Here is a 14,442-nt window from a genome sequence, read left to right as displayed (position 1 = left end):
GCTAGAGGAAGTGGTGGCTATTTGTAGCTCTAGGACACCTTGAGGAACCTGACGTTAACCACCTGTACGTCAGGTTTTTATTCATCAAGACCAAAATCCACAAAACTATAGGCCGCTTTTCGTAACGTTAGGTTAGCATGACCATAGATATGTCTTGCCACCTTTCAGGTGCCTATAGGTAAACCTTCAAGGATAAATCATCATGTATCAGAACAACGAACCTAACAGCACCGCTGGGGAGGAAGGGACCTCCTGTGACCTCTCGGCCCTTAAGGAACCTCAAGGTGTAGTGGGCGTGGCTGAAAGCGCCCCCCGCACCGACGAGGCACCGACTGAATCGCACACCCCGCCCGCCCTGCCCTCCATCTCCAGCTTCTGGCTCGGTAATGCCTCAGTTTGACGTTCAGGGCGCACTGGCGGCGGGCTACAGCCCCTCCCAGCTTGTGGATTACCTGACCACTCAACACGCCTCCAACTTCGACTTTGCGGGTGCCCGCCAAGCTGGCTATTCGGACGACCAAATCCTCCAGGAATACCAGCAGGGATCGCCCGTTTCCACCTCGCCAGTCACGGCCCTTCGCAATTCCGCCGGGTCCGTCAACCCCCTCACAGGAACCACGGGTTCCGGCGTGAAATGGAGTTTGAACTAACACATGCCCACACTGACCCTCACGCCTCCGGGCGGGGGATCGCCGGTTTCTGTTTCGGTGGACGACAGCTTTTCGCAGTTGTCGCCTGCTGACCAGGAACAGACGGTCAATGAAATTTCCTCACAGGTATTCAAGTCCACCTCGCCCGTAACGGCCCTTCGCAATTCCGCCGGTTCCATCGTCTCGGGCCTTGGCGCAGCCGACAAAACCATAGGCCAACTGGCGGGCAAGTACGCGGGCGGCACGATGGTAGGAAACGGCCTCCAGACCTGGGCCGATACCGCCGGGAACGTCCTGAACGATGCCGGACAGGCCATTTCCGGTGACCGCCAATACGATGGGCAATCTATCCACCGCCTGGGCACCGACCTGTCCCAGGGCAACCTTGGCGGGGCCGCGTACGATGCTGCCGGTGCCGTCGCGTCCGCAGCGCCCTATGCCGCCACCGCAGCCCTTGGCCCTGGTGGTGTGGCCGCCCTGGCTGCCTCGGGTGCTGGCAATACCATCCAGGCCCGTGAGGCTGCCCAGGGCGAACAAGCGCCATCGGGCGGTGACCTACTGGCTGGCGGTGCCTCTGCGGCCCTGAACGCCCTCGGCGGCCCGCTGGCTCATGGTGTCATGGGCGGGATCGCCGGGCGACTGGCGGCCCCTGAAATCGCCTCTATGGCCTCTCCGGTTGCCCGTGCGGCGGCCCGCGTCGCCCTCGGGGCTGGCGCTGGCGGTGCCATGGGTGCTGGCAATTACGCCCTGGACAACGCAGGGACCGGGCAGGGCAACCTATCCGGCATGGGCAACGCGGCCATTGAGGGGGCCGGTACGGGCGCTATCGCCTCTCCGGTGGCCCAGGGTGCCGGGATGGGCGTGAAGGCCCTCCAGGACGCCAGAACAGCCGCGCAGGCCGGGCCGGACGTGCAGGCTTACCAGAAGGAAACCGCCCCGTGGACCGCTGCGGTCCAGCAGGCCGCCCAGACCATCAAGGCAGCCAATCCGAACCTGGACGACGACACGGTACAGCAGGCCGCGCAGGCCCAGGCGAACCAGCAGGGACTGGCGGCCCCGACCTATGACCAGCTTTCCCCGCAGGCCCAGAACGGCATGGCCAAAATGGGGTTGCTGAACCTCTACAATCAGCGCCTCCAGGCTTCCACGGCGAACATGGGCCGGGATACAGCGGAACCCGCTGCGGTGTTCAAGGGCGTCATGGATGACCTGTCCGGGAACATCAAACAAATCGGCCAGGGCCTCGCGGATGCCGGGCAGATCAGCAAGGACCAGATCGCGCCCCTTAACGCTGCCGTGGCGGAAGCTGTACGGAACAACCGGGTATCTGCCCGGGGCGGCGCGGACCTCGGCTATTTCGACACGGCGCGGGATCAGGTGGCGAACCTACCGATCGATCAATCCACCAAGAACACGCTGCTGCTGAACCTGAACATGCTGGACCTCGCCCAGCAGAACAGCATGAAGGGCGCGGCCCAAGGACCGCTTGAGCGCAACGCGGGAACGCTAAGCACTCTGGGCGGCGCAGCCGCTGCGGCAGCTTTGGGTGCCTCGGGTCATGGGGGCAGCCTGGGCGGCCTCGGGCTGGAAGAACTCGGCATCGGCGGGGGCCTGCTAGGTCACTACAAGGGCGCGGTCGTGCGTTCTGGTTTGCGCCAACTGGACCAGATGATGGGGACCCAGCTTCCGCCCCTGCTGCAAAACCAGCAGGCCATCCAGGACTACGCGGCCCAGAACAACCTCCAGCCCGGCGGTGCCCCCGGTGACCTCATGGCCCTCCAGGCACAGCTACGGCAACAGGCGGCTGACAATCAGGCCCAGGCGCAAGCAGCCCAGGCTGCCCAGGCCCCGCAACCGCTAACCCCGGTCCAGGCCGGGCAACAGCAGGCCGCCAAGACCCTCGCGGCAACCCTGGGCCGGTATGGCGACCAGCACCCGCTCGGTATGCAGGCCATGCAAAGCCTGAACGACATGGGCCAACAGCCGATGATCGCCCAGGCCCTGGCCCGCTACAATGGCCTCGGGGGCCTACGGGGCGTCCAGGACCAGATGGCCCAGCAGCAGGCCAATCAGGCTGCACAGACCGCCATCGCCCGTATGCAGGCCCTCCAGGCAGCCAAGGGGAACGCCCAGGCCGTGAAGGACCAAGGGTTCCTCTCGGGCCTCCAGAACCGGCAGGCCAAGAGCAACGCAATGGCCGTATGGCAACCGCAGGGCACGGGCGGGAACTCGGGGGCGCAATCGGTGCCTCTGGCGACCTCCACGGACCTGCTGCGGACAGTCCTGAACAATCAGGCTACCCAGCGGCAGACCCAGGCCCAGGCGTTGAGCGAGGGGCTGCGGACGGCCCTGCCCGTCCTCGGGACCGGCTGGCAGAACGCCATCTCCAAGCAGACCGGCTTGCCCGTCTCGTTCATCCAGGACCACCTACAGGGCCTCGTGGACAACGGTAACATGGCCCCGAACATCCACGCGGCCATCAACCAGCAGGACACGCTGGAGTCTGGTGACTACCACCGCCTCAACTCGTACTTCCACCAGCTTGCGGGTTCCCCGGACCTGCCTACGGACGTGCCCGGCATGGGCCTGCCCAGCGCCTCCACGCCCGATCAGTCCGGCGTGAGGAACAAGCAGTCCTACGGGGCCAATCTGGCGCAGCACGGGGCCATTCTGGCTGACGTGCGCTCCCGTTACCCGGACCTAGCCGACAAGGCGAACATGCTGGCCACCATCAAGACCCAGCAGGCACGCCAACAGGCCCTGGCGGGCTGGGTGGATGCCGAGACGGACCCGGCGGAACAGGCGAGACTTGAGGAAGCCTTGGGGCCGCTTACGCAATTCGGCTGGAAACCCAGCAGCGGCACCCCGAACCCTGACATAATGGCTAGCGTTGCCGCTCGCACTGCCTATCGGGCGTCTCAGAACGCTGGCGGCATTTCGGGCCACTAATCGACAATCACAGACGACAACATACGGGACCCAAGGTGCTTGACGTGCCTTGCGGTCCCTTGAGGACAAATAATGGAAATCAACCAGACTACCCCAGGCGTACCCACGCCTACCGAACTGTTCCGGCAGAGTGTTGCGGAAATCCGGGCAACCGAACCGCGCAAGGTGAGCCGCGTCCGTTCGCCTACGCTGCGCCCCATGTCCGAAAAGGTCCGGGCGTGGAACATGTCAGAAGAGAACAAGGCCCAACTCCGGGCAAACATAGAGGCCGCAAAGGCAAAGCGTGGCGGCAAACTGCCTACGCGCATGGGTGTGCCGGATGGCTGGAAAGGACCCCAGCGCCGCCGGAAGCTGGCCGTGTTACGCGAGCAGGCCCACAAGCAGGCGGACGACATGCTGGACGCGATGGTGGCGGACGGCTCGATCATCCTGCCGGATCGCTCCACCCCCCTGGTAGGCCCGGACGGTAACCTGAACGAGGACATGGCGGCCCGCCTCGCTCTCCAGGTTGCTATCAGTTTCGTGGTGGCCCGAGACGCTGATACGGGCAAATATGCGTACACCTTGCAGGACCGGCTGGCCGCCGCGCGGCTCGTACTGAAATACACCAAGGCACGGCCCGAACAACGGAGCATGCAGGGCGGAAATGCAGCCGAAAAGGCCGAGAGGTTCCTAGCGTGGCTGGCGGCTTGCCGTGAGCCTGACGAGGATGGGAACGGCGAGACGATCTAGACAAATAGGAGGCCACCTACCGGGACGCGCGGTTCCTGGCGGGTGGCCTTCTGTACTGGGCGGCGGGGATGTTCAGCCTATGAAACCATCGGGCACGTGCGCGAAGCCACCACCGGGCACGTATTCCACGTATTTGATGACCTGAATGGAGTTCATAGAGAACCACATGCCAGGGTCCTTCGCCTCGAACAGCGACATGGAACCGTTGACGCGGATGATGGAGCCGGAACCGATGCTCAACGGGCGGGTGATCAGATTATCCTGGCTGTCAAACAGGGCAATTATCCGAGGCTTGTCGTTGATAACCGCGTTGGCGGTGTACTTGATAAACGCCTTGCTGCCGTCCTTGGTGGTCTTGATCGGCGGCTTCTCTTTCCAGACCGCCTCGGCCTTCTTGGGGCCATAGGCGTCCACCAGGGCGTCATTGATCTTGGTCCGCATGTCCTCCAGGGCTTTGCCGGTCAGGACCAGCTTCATGGTGAACTTGCCGGTATCCTTGCCCTTATACGTCTCGGTCCGGTTGAGGGCGGGCCAGAAGGCTTCACCCATAGGGCTGATAAAATCGATTTTCATCACAGCCCCCCCAGTGCCAGCCGGTCCTCTTTAGTATCGTGAGGGTCCGCCTCGGTTGCTGCTGTGCGCTCCGAAGCAGGCAGAAAATCCAAATCGATATGCAACCGTCCGACTCGTACCCGCCAGCCGCCGAACCGTTCGTCAGCGCTCTTTTGAAACCAAAGCCACGCCTTCCCGTCACCGGCCTCATTCGCGTGCGGCCCGTCAGCGATAAACGCCTCATAAGTAATGTTCGTCAGCGGGATGCGGCAATGGCAGCAGAGCAGTTTAACGGGACGCAGCATGTTGCCCCATTGACCGGCCAGGAACTCGGGTTTGCGAAACTGAAAGCGGGTGATTGTGGTGGACACGTTGAGATGATCCTCATGATTGGTAACGGCCCTCAGGGTCAGACCAGAGCCGAACGGGCCATTAAGGAGCATTTCGTGATTCTCCTGTAAATACCTAAGGATTGTACCCATTTGTGTAGTATTGCAGCGTGGCGAGATGAGAGCCGAAAGATGCCACCAGGGACCAAAACGGGCTCTCCCGGAAGCCAACAGCCTCATGCGGGCCACTGGCGAGTCACTGGAGGGCTTGAGGGGCCTGCGGGTAGCGTGGCACCCGACATGAGCGGCAGGCTTCCGTGAGTCTCCAAAGGCTATGGAGATGGGGCTGCTCGGCAATGACGCTACCCAAAACGGGTAACGAGCAAGAGATATGCAGAAACGAATCGGTGCTATGCAGTTTTGACTCGGCTGCAATTGCCCACAACTGAAGAACATCTGTACTCCGGTTGAAACGAACCCGTATCATAGAATTAGCGCCATACGTTGCAGGGGAGAGTTTGATGTTGGGCAGGACACGCATTCGGCTTACGGGGGTTGCGTGTGCCTTTGCACTGTGTGGGCTTGCGGCTGTGACCTCCAAGAGCAACCCCGGCGTTGGCCAGCCATTACCAGTCTACACAATGGCTCAACTGGCAGCATCTCCACCGCGAAATTTACCTCAGTACATAAGACTGCTGGGCAGCGTGGCTCATCCTGATTGGGCCTGGAGTTACGTCTTTTCGACGAGGAACAGCTCGGACCACGCATACGTTTTGCCACGAACGGGCGCGGGGTGAGCGGCCAGTCAGCCTGTTTTTCTTTTCGAGCAGGACGACCTGGATAATGGCGTTCCAGCTAACCCGCGCGGCGACGTGGAGGGCCTACTCAGTTCTCAGCCCCTCATTCCTGGTTGGGGAAAGATACCCTATGATCCGTCCTGGAAAGCTCCAGTCCCCGTCTTAGTCCTGAGGCGACTGGCGCTCAACGGTAGTGTGCCTGACGGGCCTACGTCTGCAACACAAGGCAGGCTGTTACTGCTCGTCCCGCTTGCTGTCCTGATTTTCGTCCTCTCATTTGTGCTGACCAGACCTAAACGCGCAACATAACCCTCCGCACCGCGTCCGCCGTCCAGGCCCCGCCACGTGCCGTCTCTACACCCTCAGCCCCCAGCCGCTCCGCAATCTGCCGCAAGGACATTCCCCGGCCCCGCAGGTCATCCACCAGGGGACGCACACGGGCCGCGAAGTCATCCGCCTGCCGTGACCGCGCCTCTGCCGCCAGCGCCGTGTCAGCCTTGGGACCTCCCCGATAACCGCCCAGAACCTTTCCTCTAGCCTTGGCGGCCACAAGCGCCGCTTTCGTCCTGGCGCTAATCAGCCCGGCCTCTAGTTCGCCCACGGCAGCCATCTGGGTCACCAGGAATTTCCCCACGGGACCGGGCGGTATCTGGGGCATATCGCAGAACACCACGCCACCATCACCCGTGCCTTCCACCACGGACAGTAGGAAACGGGCGTTGCGGGCCAGCCGGTCCAGTTTGGCCACAATCAGCGTGGCCCCTTTCAGCTTGCAGGCCGCCAGGGCCTTGGCCAGTTCCGGGCGGTCATTGCGCTTGCCGGACTCAACTTCGACGAAAGAGGCAATCACACGGCCTGGGTGGGCTGCAAGGTAAGCGGCCACAGCTTCCTGTTGTGCCTCCAGGCCCAGCCCGGACCGGCCCTGCTTCTCGGTGCTGACGCGGAAATAGGAGATGAAAGGCTGCTGGGTCATGTGTATGTCCACCGTGAATGGTCGTTGTCGGTGACCATACGGGGCGCATGAGGTAACTAGCCGAGTCGATTAGGAATCCCACCGATTCCAAAAACGCATGACTCCAGGGATTGCCTTCCTGGTGATTTTGAACCGTCACTAGCCGGTTGCAATTCGACTGGAGGCTTTCATGAAAATCCGCTCCCTTACCCTGCTGGCCCTCGCTTGCGCTGGCGTTGCCGCCTGTACGCCCGAGCAACATGCGCGGTTTGAGGCGTTCAACGCCCGGCTACAGCAGGCGAACCAGCAACTGGCTCAGAGTAACGCTGCATGGGCCGCAGGGCACCCGGCACCCGTGCCGCAACAACCAATGACACCCGCACAGACGGCATGCACGACTCAGACGCTTGGCAATCAACTACAGACGACATGCAATAGCTGGTGAACGCGCTCAACCGTTGCCGTTTGATCTGCGAAGCGCGTTCGGAAAATAAAAACGCGCCAAACGGTCCCTAACGCCGCCGGGCGGGGCTTCTCAAAAGGATTTCAAAATTTCCGTTAAACCCCCGGCTGTTGTTGTTCGGCTGAGCCGAGCGGTGAACACCTCCCAGAATTTTTTGGTTCCATAGGGTCCCATACAGGGGCCGGGGGTGGAGGGGGACGGTTCCTGGAAATGACCGGGTGGGTATTTTCTGGTTCCCCTCGGGTCCTCGTCCGTAGCCGGGGAAGTAACCTGACAAACCACTTCGATATATCAGATCAATCTCGTCTTGCCGTCCCTCTATGTTCACCCATAAGTTAAAGCGATGGCAGACCTATCGAAATTGACTTGCAGTCAGTGCGACCGCGTCTTGCTTAATACCCGTTCTGGAGGGGAGATGGTCGCCTTCCAGGCAAAAAGCGGCATGGTCGGCGGAACTCTGAGGCTTTTCCACGGCATGTGCTCCCGTTGTGGCCCCCAAACTGTCCAGACCAACGGTCACCACTCAACTACGGCGGAAAGCATCAACAAACGGCTTTTTTCCAAGCAGGTTGTTCTACGAATCGGAACGATACTGACCGCTGACGAGTACAGCCTTTTCAAAAAATTTCGCGAAGGCAAGTTCTGGCCGTCTCATGCGTTAGCGAAAGAGTGGCACGTCCTCGCGGCCTCTATTTGTGCCCAGGAGATGATGGGGCCAGGGCTACCCGTTCAAAGCCAGTCATTCCTGTTTCTTCGAGGTCAACATATCATCTTGACGCGTTCCCACAAAAGTTCCCACAATGGCCCAGACGAACCAACGGACTGTCCGCTAAGTCATTGATTTTCATAGACCCGATACTGAGGAACTGCTCGTCCAGGTCCCCCAGCCATCCTTCGGTCACTCATCTCATTGCGGATCCGGACCCCAACCCTGGGGTGGCTTGCCGCGTTGGCCAAATCCTTTCCCCCCGCCCGCAACACAACATTACAGGAAAGCGAGGCAGGGTTTTGCCCGCCATCTCGACCCTGCGGCGCGAGCGCGCTATGTGCGGTGCCGCTGGCAGCGCGTCTCCGGCGGGCCGGCCGGGGCGGACTCTCACGTGCCATCCACGCCCCGGCAGCGCGGCTGATGGCACGATGCCGATCTATTTTGAGGGGTTTGATATATATGGCGGAGCTCGCGCCACCGGACAGCACGCTCAGGACGCTGAAAACACCGACCCGTTTCGCGCTCTCCGCCGATCGCGGCTGGGGCCAGCGCTTCGGCTTGGCCTTCGTGGATCTGCGCGAAGGCGCGTCGCTCTACCGGCTGATCTGGGCCCTGGCCTTTTCTGAAATTAAGTTAAGATATCGAGGCTCGGCGATCGGCCCATTCTGGCTGACCATCTCCACCGGCATCCAGATCGGCGCCATGGCCTTCCTCTATGCCGATCTGTTCCATACCGTCATCAAGAGCTACCTGCCCTATCTGGCGATCTCGCTGATCCTCTGGAACTATCTCAGCTCGCTGGTGGTGGAAGGCTGCACCTGCTTCATCAGCGCGGACGCGCTGATCAAAGGCACCCGCATGCCGCTGATGGTGCATGCGGTGCGCACGGTGCTGCGCAACACCATCATCCTGGCGCATAACATCATCGTCGTCATCGTCGTGCTGGTGGTCTTCCAGGTCAAGCAGAGCCTCCTCTCGCTGGCGGCAATCCCGGGCTTCGCCTTGTGGCTGATCGACGGCGTGTTTCTCTCTTTGCTGCTGGGCGCCATCTGCGCGCGCTTTCGCGACATTCCCCAGATCATCGCGGCGCTGATGCAGGTCGCCTTCTTCCTGACCCCGATCATCTGGCAGATCAGCGCCCTCAACGGCCACCCGGCGGCGCAACATCTCATCGAGATGAACCCGTTCAACTTCATCCTCAGCGTCGTCCGCAACCCGATCCTCGGCCTGCCTTTGACCTCCACGGATATTTTCGGCGCGCTTGGCGTCTCCGCCGCCATCGTCATCATCTCCCTGGTCGGCTTCGCTCGGTTCCGCGGCCGCATCGCGTTTTGGGTCTAGCAGCGTGACACATCTGACAGCCTTCAATCTCTCGATCGACTTTCCGCTCTACCATTCGGAGAGCCGCTCGCTCAAAAAAGCCCTGCTGGGCAAAATGTCCGCGCGCTTCGGCGTCGACAAGAAAAGCCGGCCGACGGTGCAGGCGCTGCGCGACATTTCCTTCTCCCTGAAGGAAGGCGACCGGCTCGGCCTGGTCGGCTCCAACGGTGCCGGCAAAACCACGCTGCTGCGCACCCTCTCGGGGATCTATCAGCCGACGATGGGTTCGCTCTCGATGGAGGGCAAGCTGGTCTCGCTGCTCGATCCCGGCCAGGGCATGAATATGGAGCTCTCCGGGCGGGAGAATATCCATCTGCGCGGCTATTTCCTCGGCCTGTCCAAGACCCAGATCCGCTATCTGGAGCAGGATGTCGAGGAGTTCGCCGAGCTGGGGCAGTTTCTGGATATTCCGGTGCGCAACTATTCCTCCGGCATGGTCGTGCGTCTCGCCTTCGCCATGGCCACGGCCTTCCCGCCGGAAATTCTGCTGATGGATGAATGGCTGCTCGCCGGCGATGCCGCCTTCATGACCAAGGCGAAGGCGCGGGTGGAAGGCATGGTGCGCCATGCCGACATCCTGATCCTGGCCAGCCACTCCGCCTCCACCCTGGCCGAATGGACCAACCGGCTGATTTGGCTGGATAACGGCCAGATCCGGGCGGATGGCAAGCCGATGGACGTCTTCGAAGCCTATCTGCCCCGGCATGATTTCGAAGAGCTGCTGCGCGGCCAGCAGATGGCGAATCTTTGAGCCCCCGGGCAGCAGCTTGACGTCGCCGACGGCCAGGATCGAGAGGATGGGCGCCCGGCTGCATGCGGTGATCGTGACCTATAATCCGGACCTGGCCGCCTTCACCCAGGTGCTGGCGAATCTGGCGCGGCAGGTTGAGCATGTGTCCATCATCGATAACGGCTCCGCCAACATCCAGGCGCTCGAAACCCTGGCCGTCGCGCACGCGGCGCGCCTGACCCGTTTTCCAGAGAATCGCGGCATCGCCGCCGCCCAGAACCAAGGCATCGCCGATGCCGCCGCGCAAAACGCCGATTATGTGCTGCTGATGGACCAGGACACGGTGCTGCCGGACGGCACCGCCGCCTCCCTGCTCCAGGACAGCATCGACCTCGCCAACCAAGGCGTCAGGATCGGCGCCGTCGGCTGCGCCTATCGCGATACGCATGATGGCCGGCTCACGCAGATCTGGCGCGCGCGGGGCCTGCTGCTGCGCCGGCAGCGCGTCCATCCCGGCGATCCGCGCCTGCAGGAGGTCGATTGCGTCATCGCCTCAGGTTCGCTGATCCCGATGGCAACATTGCGCGCGGTCGGCGACATGGAAGCAGATCTCTTCATCGATCTGGTCGATATCGAATGGGGCCTGCGGGCTAAGTCCCTTGGCTATCGCAGCTTCGTCAGCTTCAACCGGATCATGTCACACACGCTGGGCAATGGCCGGCTGAAACTCTTCGGCAAAACCATTTCGGTGCACAGCCCGATCCGCAATTACTACTCGATCCGCAACAGCATCATGCTGGCGCAGAGGCGATATATCGGCATCGCCTGGCGCTTCTATTTCATCCGCCGGATCATTCCCTATTTCATCGTCTTCGGCCTGTTCGGCGGACAGACAAAATCCCGCCTGCGGATGATGACGCGCGGGCTGCTCGACAGCCTGCGCGCCCGCACCGGCGGGCTCGGCCGGTGACCAAAAAACGCCTGCTCAGCCCTGCAATTTTCGATTGATGATCTGCGCCGCCCTGACCACCAGCCTGGATTTGGTGCGCAGCACCATCGCCTGCATCCGCAACCGCCTCTTGGCCTTCTCCGGCAGGAACGGATTGGCGGTCATCAGTTGCACATAATCCTCCATGATCTCGATCAGCTCGTCGCGATGCTTGGCCATCTTCTGGTCTTGCGGCGAGTTGGACGGCACGATGGCCCGCATCGCCTCGCCGAGCACCAGAGGATTGAAGCGCGGCAGCAACAGATCCTTGACGAAAAACCGGTTCTTATCGGCATCGTCAGGGAAATTCTTCACGAGCTTGTGGATGTAGCGCAGCCGGCTGCGGCTCATCTTGATGCTGTAGGAGGTGCTGTTATTATTGATGCACCAGACCGTCACCGGTTTTTTCACGAAATAATTCGTATAGCCCTTGCGGAACATCCGTAGGAACAGATCGTCATCCTCGTAGCCGGTGAATTGCGGGTCGAACCCGCCGACGGCCTCGAACGCCTCACGCCGGATCAACGAGGCGGAGGGCAGCACATGCATATCTTTGCGCAACATATCATTGAGGAATTTTTTCGGATGCTTGGAATGGTGAATCACGGTCTCGCGACGAACCACCAGCCCATCCTCGTCGGCCTCGACCAGATCCGCGTAAACCCAGCCAAAATAAGGGTCTTTACGTTTGACGCCTTCCAGGAGGATTTCGATATGGGTCTTCAGATAAAAATCGTCCTGGTCAAGAAACGAAATGAAGTTGGAACGGGTCTGCTGCACGCCGAAATTCCGCGCCGAGCCCTGGCCGCCATTTTCCTTGTGCAGAACCTGGAAGCCCATACGCGCCGCGATTTCGTCCAGCGCCTGGGCTTCCGCCGGCGAGGAGCCGTCATCCACCACGATGAATTCCGCCGGCGGGATGCTCTGCTCCAGCACGCTGCGCGCCGACCGCTCGATATATTTCGAGCCATTATAATAGGGGATGATGACGCAAACGGACATATCCATCGGGGTTTCCCCAAAACTCTGCTGCATACTGGCGGACCTGCTGACCTGAAAACGTCTGATACAATCACACTTTACTTCGCAAGAACCAATGCAACCGTCCATAGACGCCGCCGACCTTCCCGAATTTTAACGCATCGCACCAAAGCCCGGGCCGCCGCCGGCCCGCTGGCATGCGGGATTGCCTTGCGGCTGGCGGCTGCCTTAAATCTTGCACATCTCTCCATCTCCGGACGCGCCCGGACCCATATCACGGAGTTGCCCCATGCCGCCCTTGACCCCGCCTTTCACGCTGGAGACCGCCACCGCCAAGGTTCGCCTCGCCGAGGATGGCTGGAACAGCCGCGACCCGGCGCGGGTTTCGCTGGTCTATACCCCGGACAGTATCTGGCGGAACCGCGCCGAATTCGTCACCGGCCGGGAGGAGATCGTCGCCTTCCTCACCCGCAAATGGGCGAAGGAGCTGGATTACCGGCTGATCAAGGAACTTTGGGCCTTCACGGATCACCGCATCGCCGTGCGCTTTGCCTATGAATGGCACGATGATAGCGGCACCTGGTTTCGCTCCTACGGCAACGAGAACTGGGAATTCGACGCCCAGGGGCTGATGCAGCGCCGCTTCGCCAGCATCAACGACCTGCCGATCCGCGCCGAGGACCGCAAATTCCACTGGCCGCTCGGCCGCCGGCCGGACGATCATCCCGGTCTCAGCGCGCTGGGATTGTAAAGGATCCATCGCTTGCCAAGTTGAGGGGCGCTGCTAATCCTGCGCGAGGATGAAGGACCAGACATGCTGAAAGCCTATGCTTGCCACCACGCGCGGCTGCAGAGCCTGCCCCCGGCCGATTTCACCGATGCGGTCTGGTTCGATCTGGAAAACCCGACCGCCGAGGAATATGCCCTCGTCACCCGCCTGACCGGCAATTCCCTGCCGCATTACGATGATCTGGCCGAGATCGAGAATTCCGCCCGGCTGTCGGTGGAGGATGACGTGCTCACCCTGTCCCTGCCGGTGGTCACGCGCGTCAAGGGGGTGCTGGAGGACGGGGTGTGCGGCTTCGTGCTTTCGCCCAAGCATCTGATCACGCTGCGTTTCGCCCCCAGCGCGGTATTCGCGCAATTCACCTCGCCGCCGCCGCCCGAAAACGTCCCACCCAGCGCCCATCTCTTCGCCGGGCTGCTGGAGGCGATCTCCGACAAGCTGGCCGATGCGCTGGAGAAACTGCGGACCGAGCTGAACGATCTCAGCCACCAGATCTTTCATCACCGCATGGGCAGCCGCACCCCCTCGCGCAATGCCGAGCGGGAATTACAGGCCATCCTGGTCAAGCTCGGGCTCGATTACGACTCGCTCTCCTATCTGCGTGACTGCCAGCTCGGCATCGCCCGCATCGCCCCCTATGCCAGCGTGGCCGCGCCCTGGCTGGGCAAGCCGGTGCGCGAGCGGCTGAAATCCGTGCAGAAGGATGTCTCCTCGCTCAACGAATTCTCCACGCATTTGACCGACAAGATCCAGTTCCTGATGGATGCGACGCTGGGCTTCATCAACATCGCCCAGAACAGCCTGATCAAGGTGCTGACCATCGTGTCGATCATGGGCATCCCGCCGACGCTGATTGCCGGCATCTATGGGATGAATTTCAAGATCATCCCGGAGCTGAGCTGGACCTATGGCTATGCCTATGCCTGGGCGCTGATGATCATTTCCGCGGTTGCGCCGCTGATCTGGTTCCGTAAAAGAGGGTGGATATGACCGTTTTTTACACCCCCGAAGACGCCAGCGCCGCCAGCGCCATCGAAGCCATCGGCGCCGAGCTTGAGATGTTCGACGATTGGATGGAGCGCTACGAATTCATCATCGAGCTGGGCCGCAAACTGCCCCCCTACCCGGCCGAATGGCAGGATGAGGCGCATCGCGTGCGCGGCTGCCAATCCCAGGTCTGGCTGGCCGCCGAGGAGCAGGATGGCAAGCTGTTTTTCACCGGCGCCTCGGATGCCGCCATCGTCTCCGGGTTGGTGGCCCTGGTGCTGCGGGTGTTTTCCGGCCGCACACGGGCGGAAATCCGCGCCACCCCGGCGAAATTCCTGCATGATCTCGGGCTGATCGGGGCGCTCTCGACCAATCGCGGCAATGGCGTCGCGGCGATGGTGGAGCGGATCCACGATCTCGCCAGCGCCCCGGCGGCCGGCTGAACGCACCGGGGGC

At 61.7% G+C, this 14,442-nt stretch carries 13 protein-coding genes; 9 read left to right on the top strand and 4 right to left on the bottom strand.

Annotated features, from left to right (window positions below):
- The first annotated feature begins 386 nt into the window (after positions 1–386).
- The 3 genes from MXAZACID_RS03500 (at position 387) to MXAZACID_RS03490 (ending at position 4,331) form a co-directional block, all read left to right on the top strand.
- Positions 387–650, top strand: a complete 264-nt coding sequence (locus tag MXAZACID_RS03500) for a hypothetical protein (protein WP_008492694.1) — start codon at positions 387–389, stop codon at positions 648–650.
- A 3-nt stretch (positions 651–653) separates the two neighbouring features.
- Positions 654–3,599 (top strand): hypothetical protein, encoded by a 2,946-nt coding sequence (locus MXAZACID_RS03495; protein ID WP_008492693.1) that lies wholly within the window; start codon positions 654–656, stop codon positions 3,597–3,599.
- 72 nt (positions 3,600–3,671) lie between these two features.
- The gene (locus MXAZACID_RS03490) at positions 3,672–4,331 is read left to right on the top strand and encodes a hypothetical protein (RefSeq protein ID WP_008492692.1); all 660 of its coding nucleotides are present in this window, start codon (positions 3,672–3,674) and stop codon (positions 4,329–4,331) included.
- Positions 4,332–4,403: 72 nt separating this feature from the next.
- Here MXAZACID_RS03490 and MXAZACID_RS03485 read toward each other — a convergent pair whose 3' ends face one another.
- From MXAZACID_RS03485 to MXAZACID_RS03475, 3 genes are all read right to left on the bottom strand, one after another.
- Complete coding sequence (locus tag MXAZACID_RS03485) at positions 4,404–4,904, bottom strand: hypothetical protein (RefSeq protein WP_008492691.1); 501 nt, start codon at positions 4,902–4,904, stop codon at positions 4,404–4,406.
- Entirely contained in the window at positions 4,904–5,326 is a 423-nt protein-coding gene (locus tag MXAZACID_RS03480) for a hypothetical protein (RefSeq protein WP_008492690.1), read from the bottom strand. The genes MXAZACID_RS03485 and MXAZACID_RS03480 overlap by 1 nt, the downstream gene beginning before the upstream one ends.
- A 975-nt stretch (positions 5,327–6,301) precedes the next feature.
- Positions 6,302–6,982 carry a recombinase family protein gene (locus MXAZACID_RS03475; RefSeq protein WP_008492688.1) on the bottom strand — a complete coding sequence of 227 codons (681 nt, stop codon included), beginning with the start codon at positions 6,980–6,982 and terminating at the stop codon, positions 6,302–6,304.
- A 1,610-nt stretch (positions 6,983–8,592) separates the two neighbouring features.
- Between MXAZACID_RS03475 and MXAZACID_RS03470 the strand changes: the two genes are divergently transcribed.
- From MXAZACID_RS03470 to MXAZACID_RS03460, 3 genes are read left to right on the top strand one after another with little or no spacing between them, the layout of a single operon-like run.
- The gene (locus MXAZACID_RS03470) at positions 8,593–9,474 is read left to right on the top strand and encodes an ABC transporter permease (RefSeq protein WP_008492687.1); all 882 of its coding nucleotides are present in this window, start codon (positions 8,593–8,595) and stop codon (positions 9,472–9,474) included.
- A 4-nt stretch (positions 9,475–9,478) separates the two neighbouring features.
- A complete protein-coding gene (locus MXAZACID_RS03465; RefSeq protein WP_008492686.1) occupies positions 9,479–10,264 on the top strand; it encodes an ABC transporter ATP-binding protein in 786 nt (261 codons plus the stop codon).
- Between the two features lie 46 nt (positions 10,265–10,310).
- On the top strand, positions 10,311–11,213 hold the full coding sequence (locus MXAZACID_RS03460; RefSeq protein ID WP_008492685.1) for a glycosyltransferase family 2 protein: 903 nt from the start codon (positions 10,311–10,313) through the stop codon (positions 11,211–11,213).
- 15 nt (positions 11,214–11,228) lie between these two features.
- Here MXAZACID_RS03460 and MXAZACID_RS03455 read toward each other — a convergent pair whose 3' ends face one another.
- A complete protein-coding gene (locus MXAZACID_RS03455; RefSeq protein WP_008492684.1) occupies positions 11,229–12,266 on the bottom strand; it encodes a glycosyltransferase family 2 protein in 1,038 nt (345 codons plus the stop codon).
- Between the two features lie 235 nt (positions 12,267–12,501).
- Here MXAZACID_RS03455 and MXAZACID_RS03450 point away from each other — a divergent pair, with 235 nt between their 5' ends.
- The 3 genes from MXAZACID_RS03450 (at position 12,502) to MXAZACID_RS03440 (ending at position 14,429) form a co-directional block, all read left to right on the top strand.
- The gene (locus MXAZACID_RS03450; RefSeq protein ID WP_008492683.1) at positions 12,502–12,963 is read left to right on the top strand and encodes a nuclear transport factor 2 family protein; all 462 of its coding nucleotides are present in this window, start codon (positions 12,502–12,504) and stop codon (positions 12,961–12,963) included.
- A gap of 63 nt (positions 12,964–13,026) precedes the next feature.
- Positions 13,027–13,989: a magnesium transporter CorA family protein gene (locus tag MXAZACID_RS03445; RefSeq protein ID WP_008492682.1), complete on the top strand. Its 963-nt coding sequence runs from the start codon at positions 13,027–13,029 to the stop codon at positions 13,987–13,989.
- Complete coding sequence (locus MXAZACID_RS03440; protein WP_008492681.1) at positions 13,986–14,429, top strand: SufE family protein; 444 nt, start codon at positions 13,986–13,988, stop codon at positions 14,427–14,429. The genes MXAZACID_RS03445 and MXAZACID_RS03440 overlap by 4 nt, the downstream gene beginning before the upstream one ends.
- The last annotated feature ends 13 nt before the right edge of the window (positions 14,430–14,442 follow it).

Origin of the sequence: Acidocella sp. MX-AZ02 (assembly GCF_000306035.1) — a bacterium.
Classification (GTDB): Bacteria; Pseudomonadota; Alphaproteobacteria; order Acetobacterales; family Acetobacteraceae; genus Acidocella; species Acidocella facilis.
This window is presented reverse-complemented; position numbering and strand designations above follow the sequence as displayed.

Excerpts from the sequence above, each read along its gene's own strand:
- MXAZACID_RS03480 (WP_008492690.1), bottom strand. The coding sequence starts at position 5,326 with ATGCTCCTTAATGGCCCGTTCGGCTCTGGTCTGACCCTGAGGGCCGTT.
- MXAZACID_RS03450 (WP_008492683.1), top strand. The coding sequence starts at position 12,502 with ATGCCGCCCTTGACCCCGCCTTTCACGCTGGAGACCGCCACCGCCAAG.
- MXAZACID_RS03475 (WP_008492688.1), bottom strand. The coding sequence starts at position 6,982 with ATGACCCAGCAGCCTTTCATCTCCTATTTCCGCGTCAGCACCGAGAAG.
- MXAZACID_RS03485 (WP_008492691.1), bottom strand. The coding sequence starts at position 4,904 with ATGAAAATCGATTTTATCAGCCCTATGGGTGAAGCCTTCTGGCCCGCC.
- MXAZACID_RS03455 (WP_008492684.1), bottom strand. The coding sequence starts at position 12,266 with ATGCAGCAGAGTTTTGGGGAAACCCCGATGGATATGTCCGTTTGCGTC.
- MXAZACID_RS03495 (WP_008492693.1), top strand. The coding sequence starts at position 654 with ATGCCCACACTGACCCTCACGCCTCCGGGCGGGGGATCGCCGGTTTCT.
- MXAZACID_RS03470 (WP_008492687.1), top strand. The coding sequence starts at position 8,593 with ATGGCGGAGCTCGCGCCACCGGACAGCACGCTCAGGACGCTGAAAACA.
- MXAZACID_RS03500 (WP_008492694.1), top strand. The coding sequence starts at position 387 with ATGCCTCAGTTTGACGTTCAGGGCGCACTGGCGGCGGGCTACAGCCCC.
- MXAZACID_RS03490 (WP_008492692.1), top strand. The coding sequence starts at position 3,672 with ATGGAAATCAACCAGACTACCCCAGGCGTACCCACGCCTACCGAACTG.
- MXAZACID_RS03460 (WP_008492685.1), top strand. The coding sequence starts at position 10,311 with ATGGGCGCCCGGCTGCATGCGGTGATCGTGACCTATAATCCGGACCTG.
- MXAZACID_RS03445 (WP_008492682.1), top strand. The coding sequence starts at position 13,027 with ATGCTGAAAGCCTATGCTTGCCACCACGCGCGGCTGCAGAGCCTGCCC.
- MXAZACID_RS03440 (WP_008492681.1), top strand. The coding sequence starts at position 13,986 with ATGACCGTTTTTTACACCCCCGAAGACGCCAGCGCCGCCAGCGCCATC.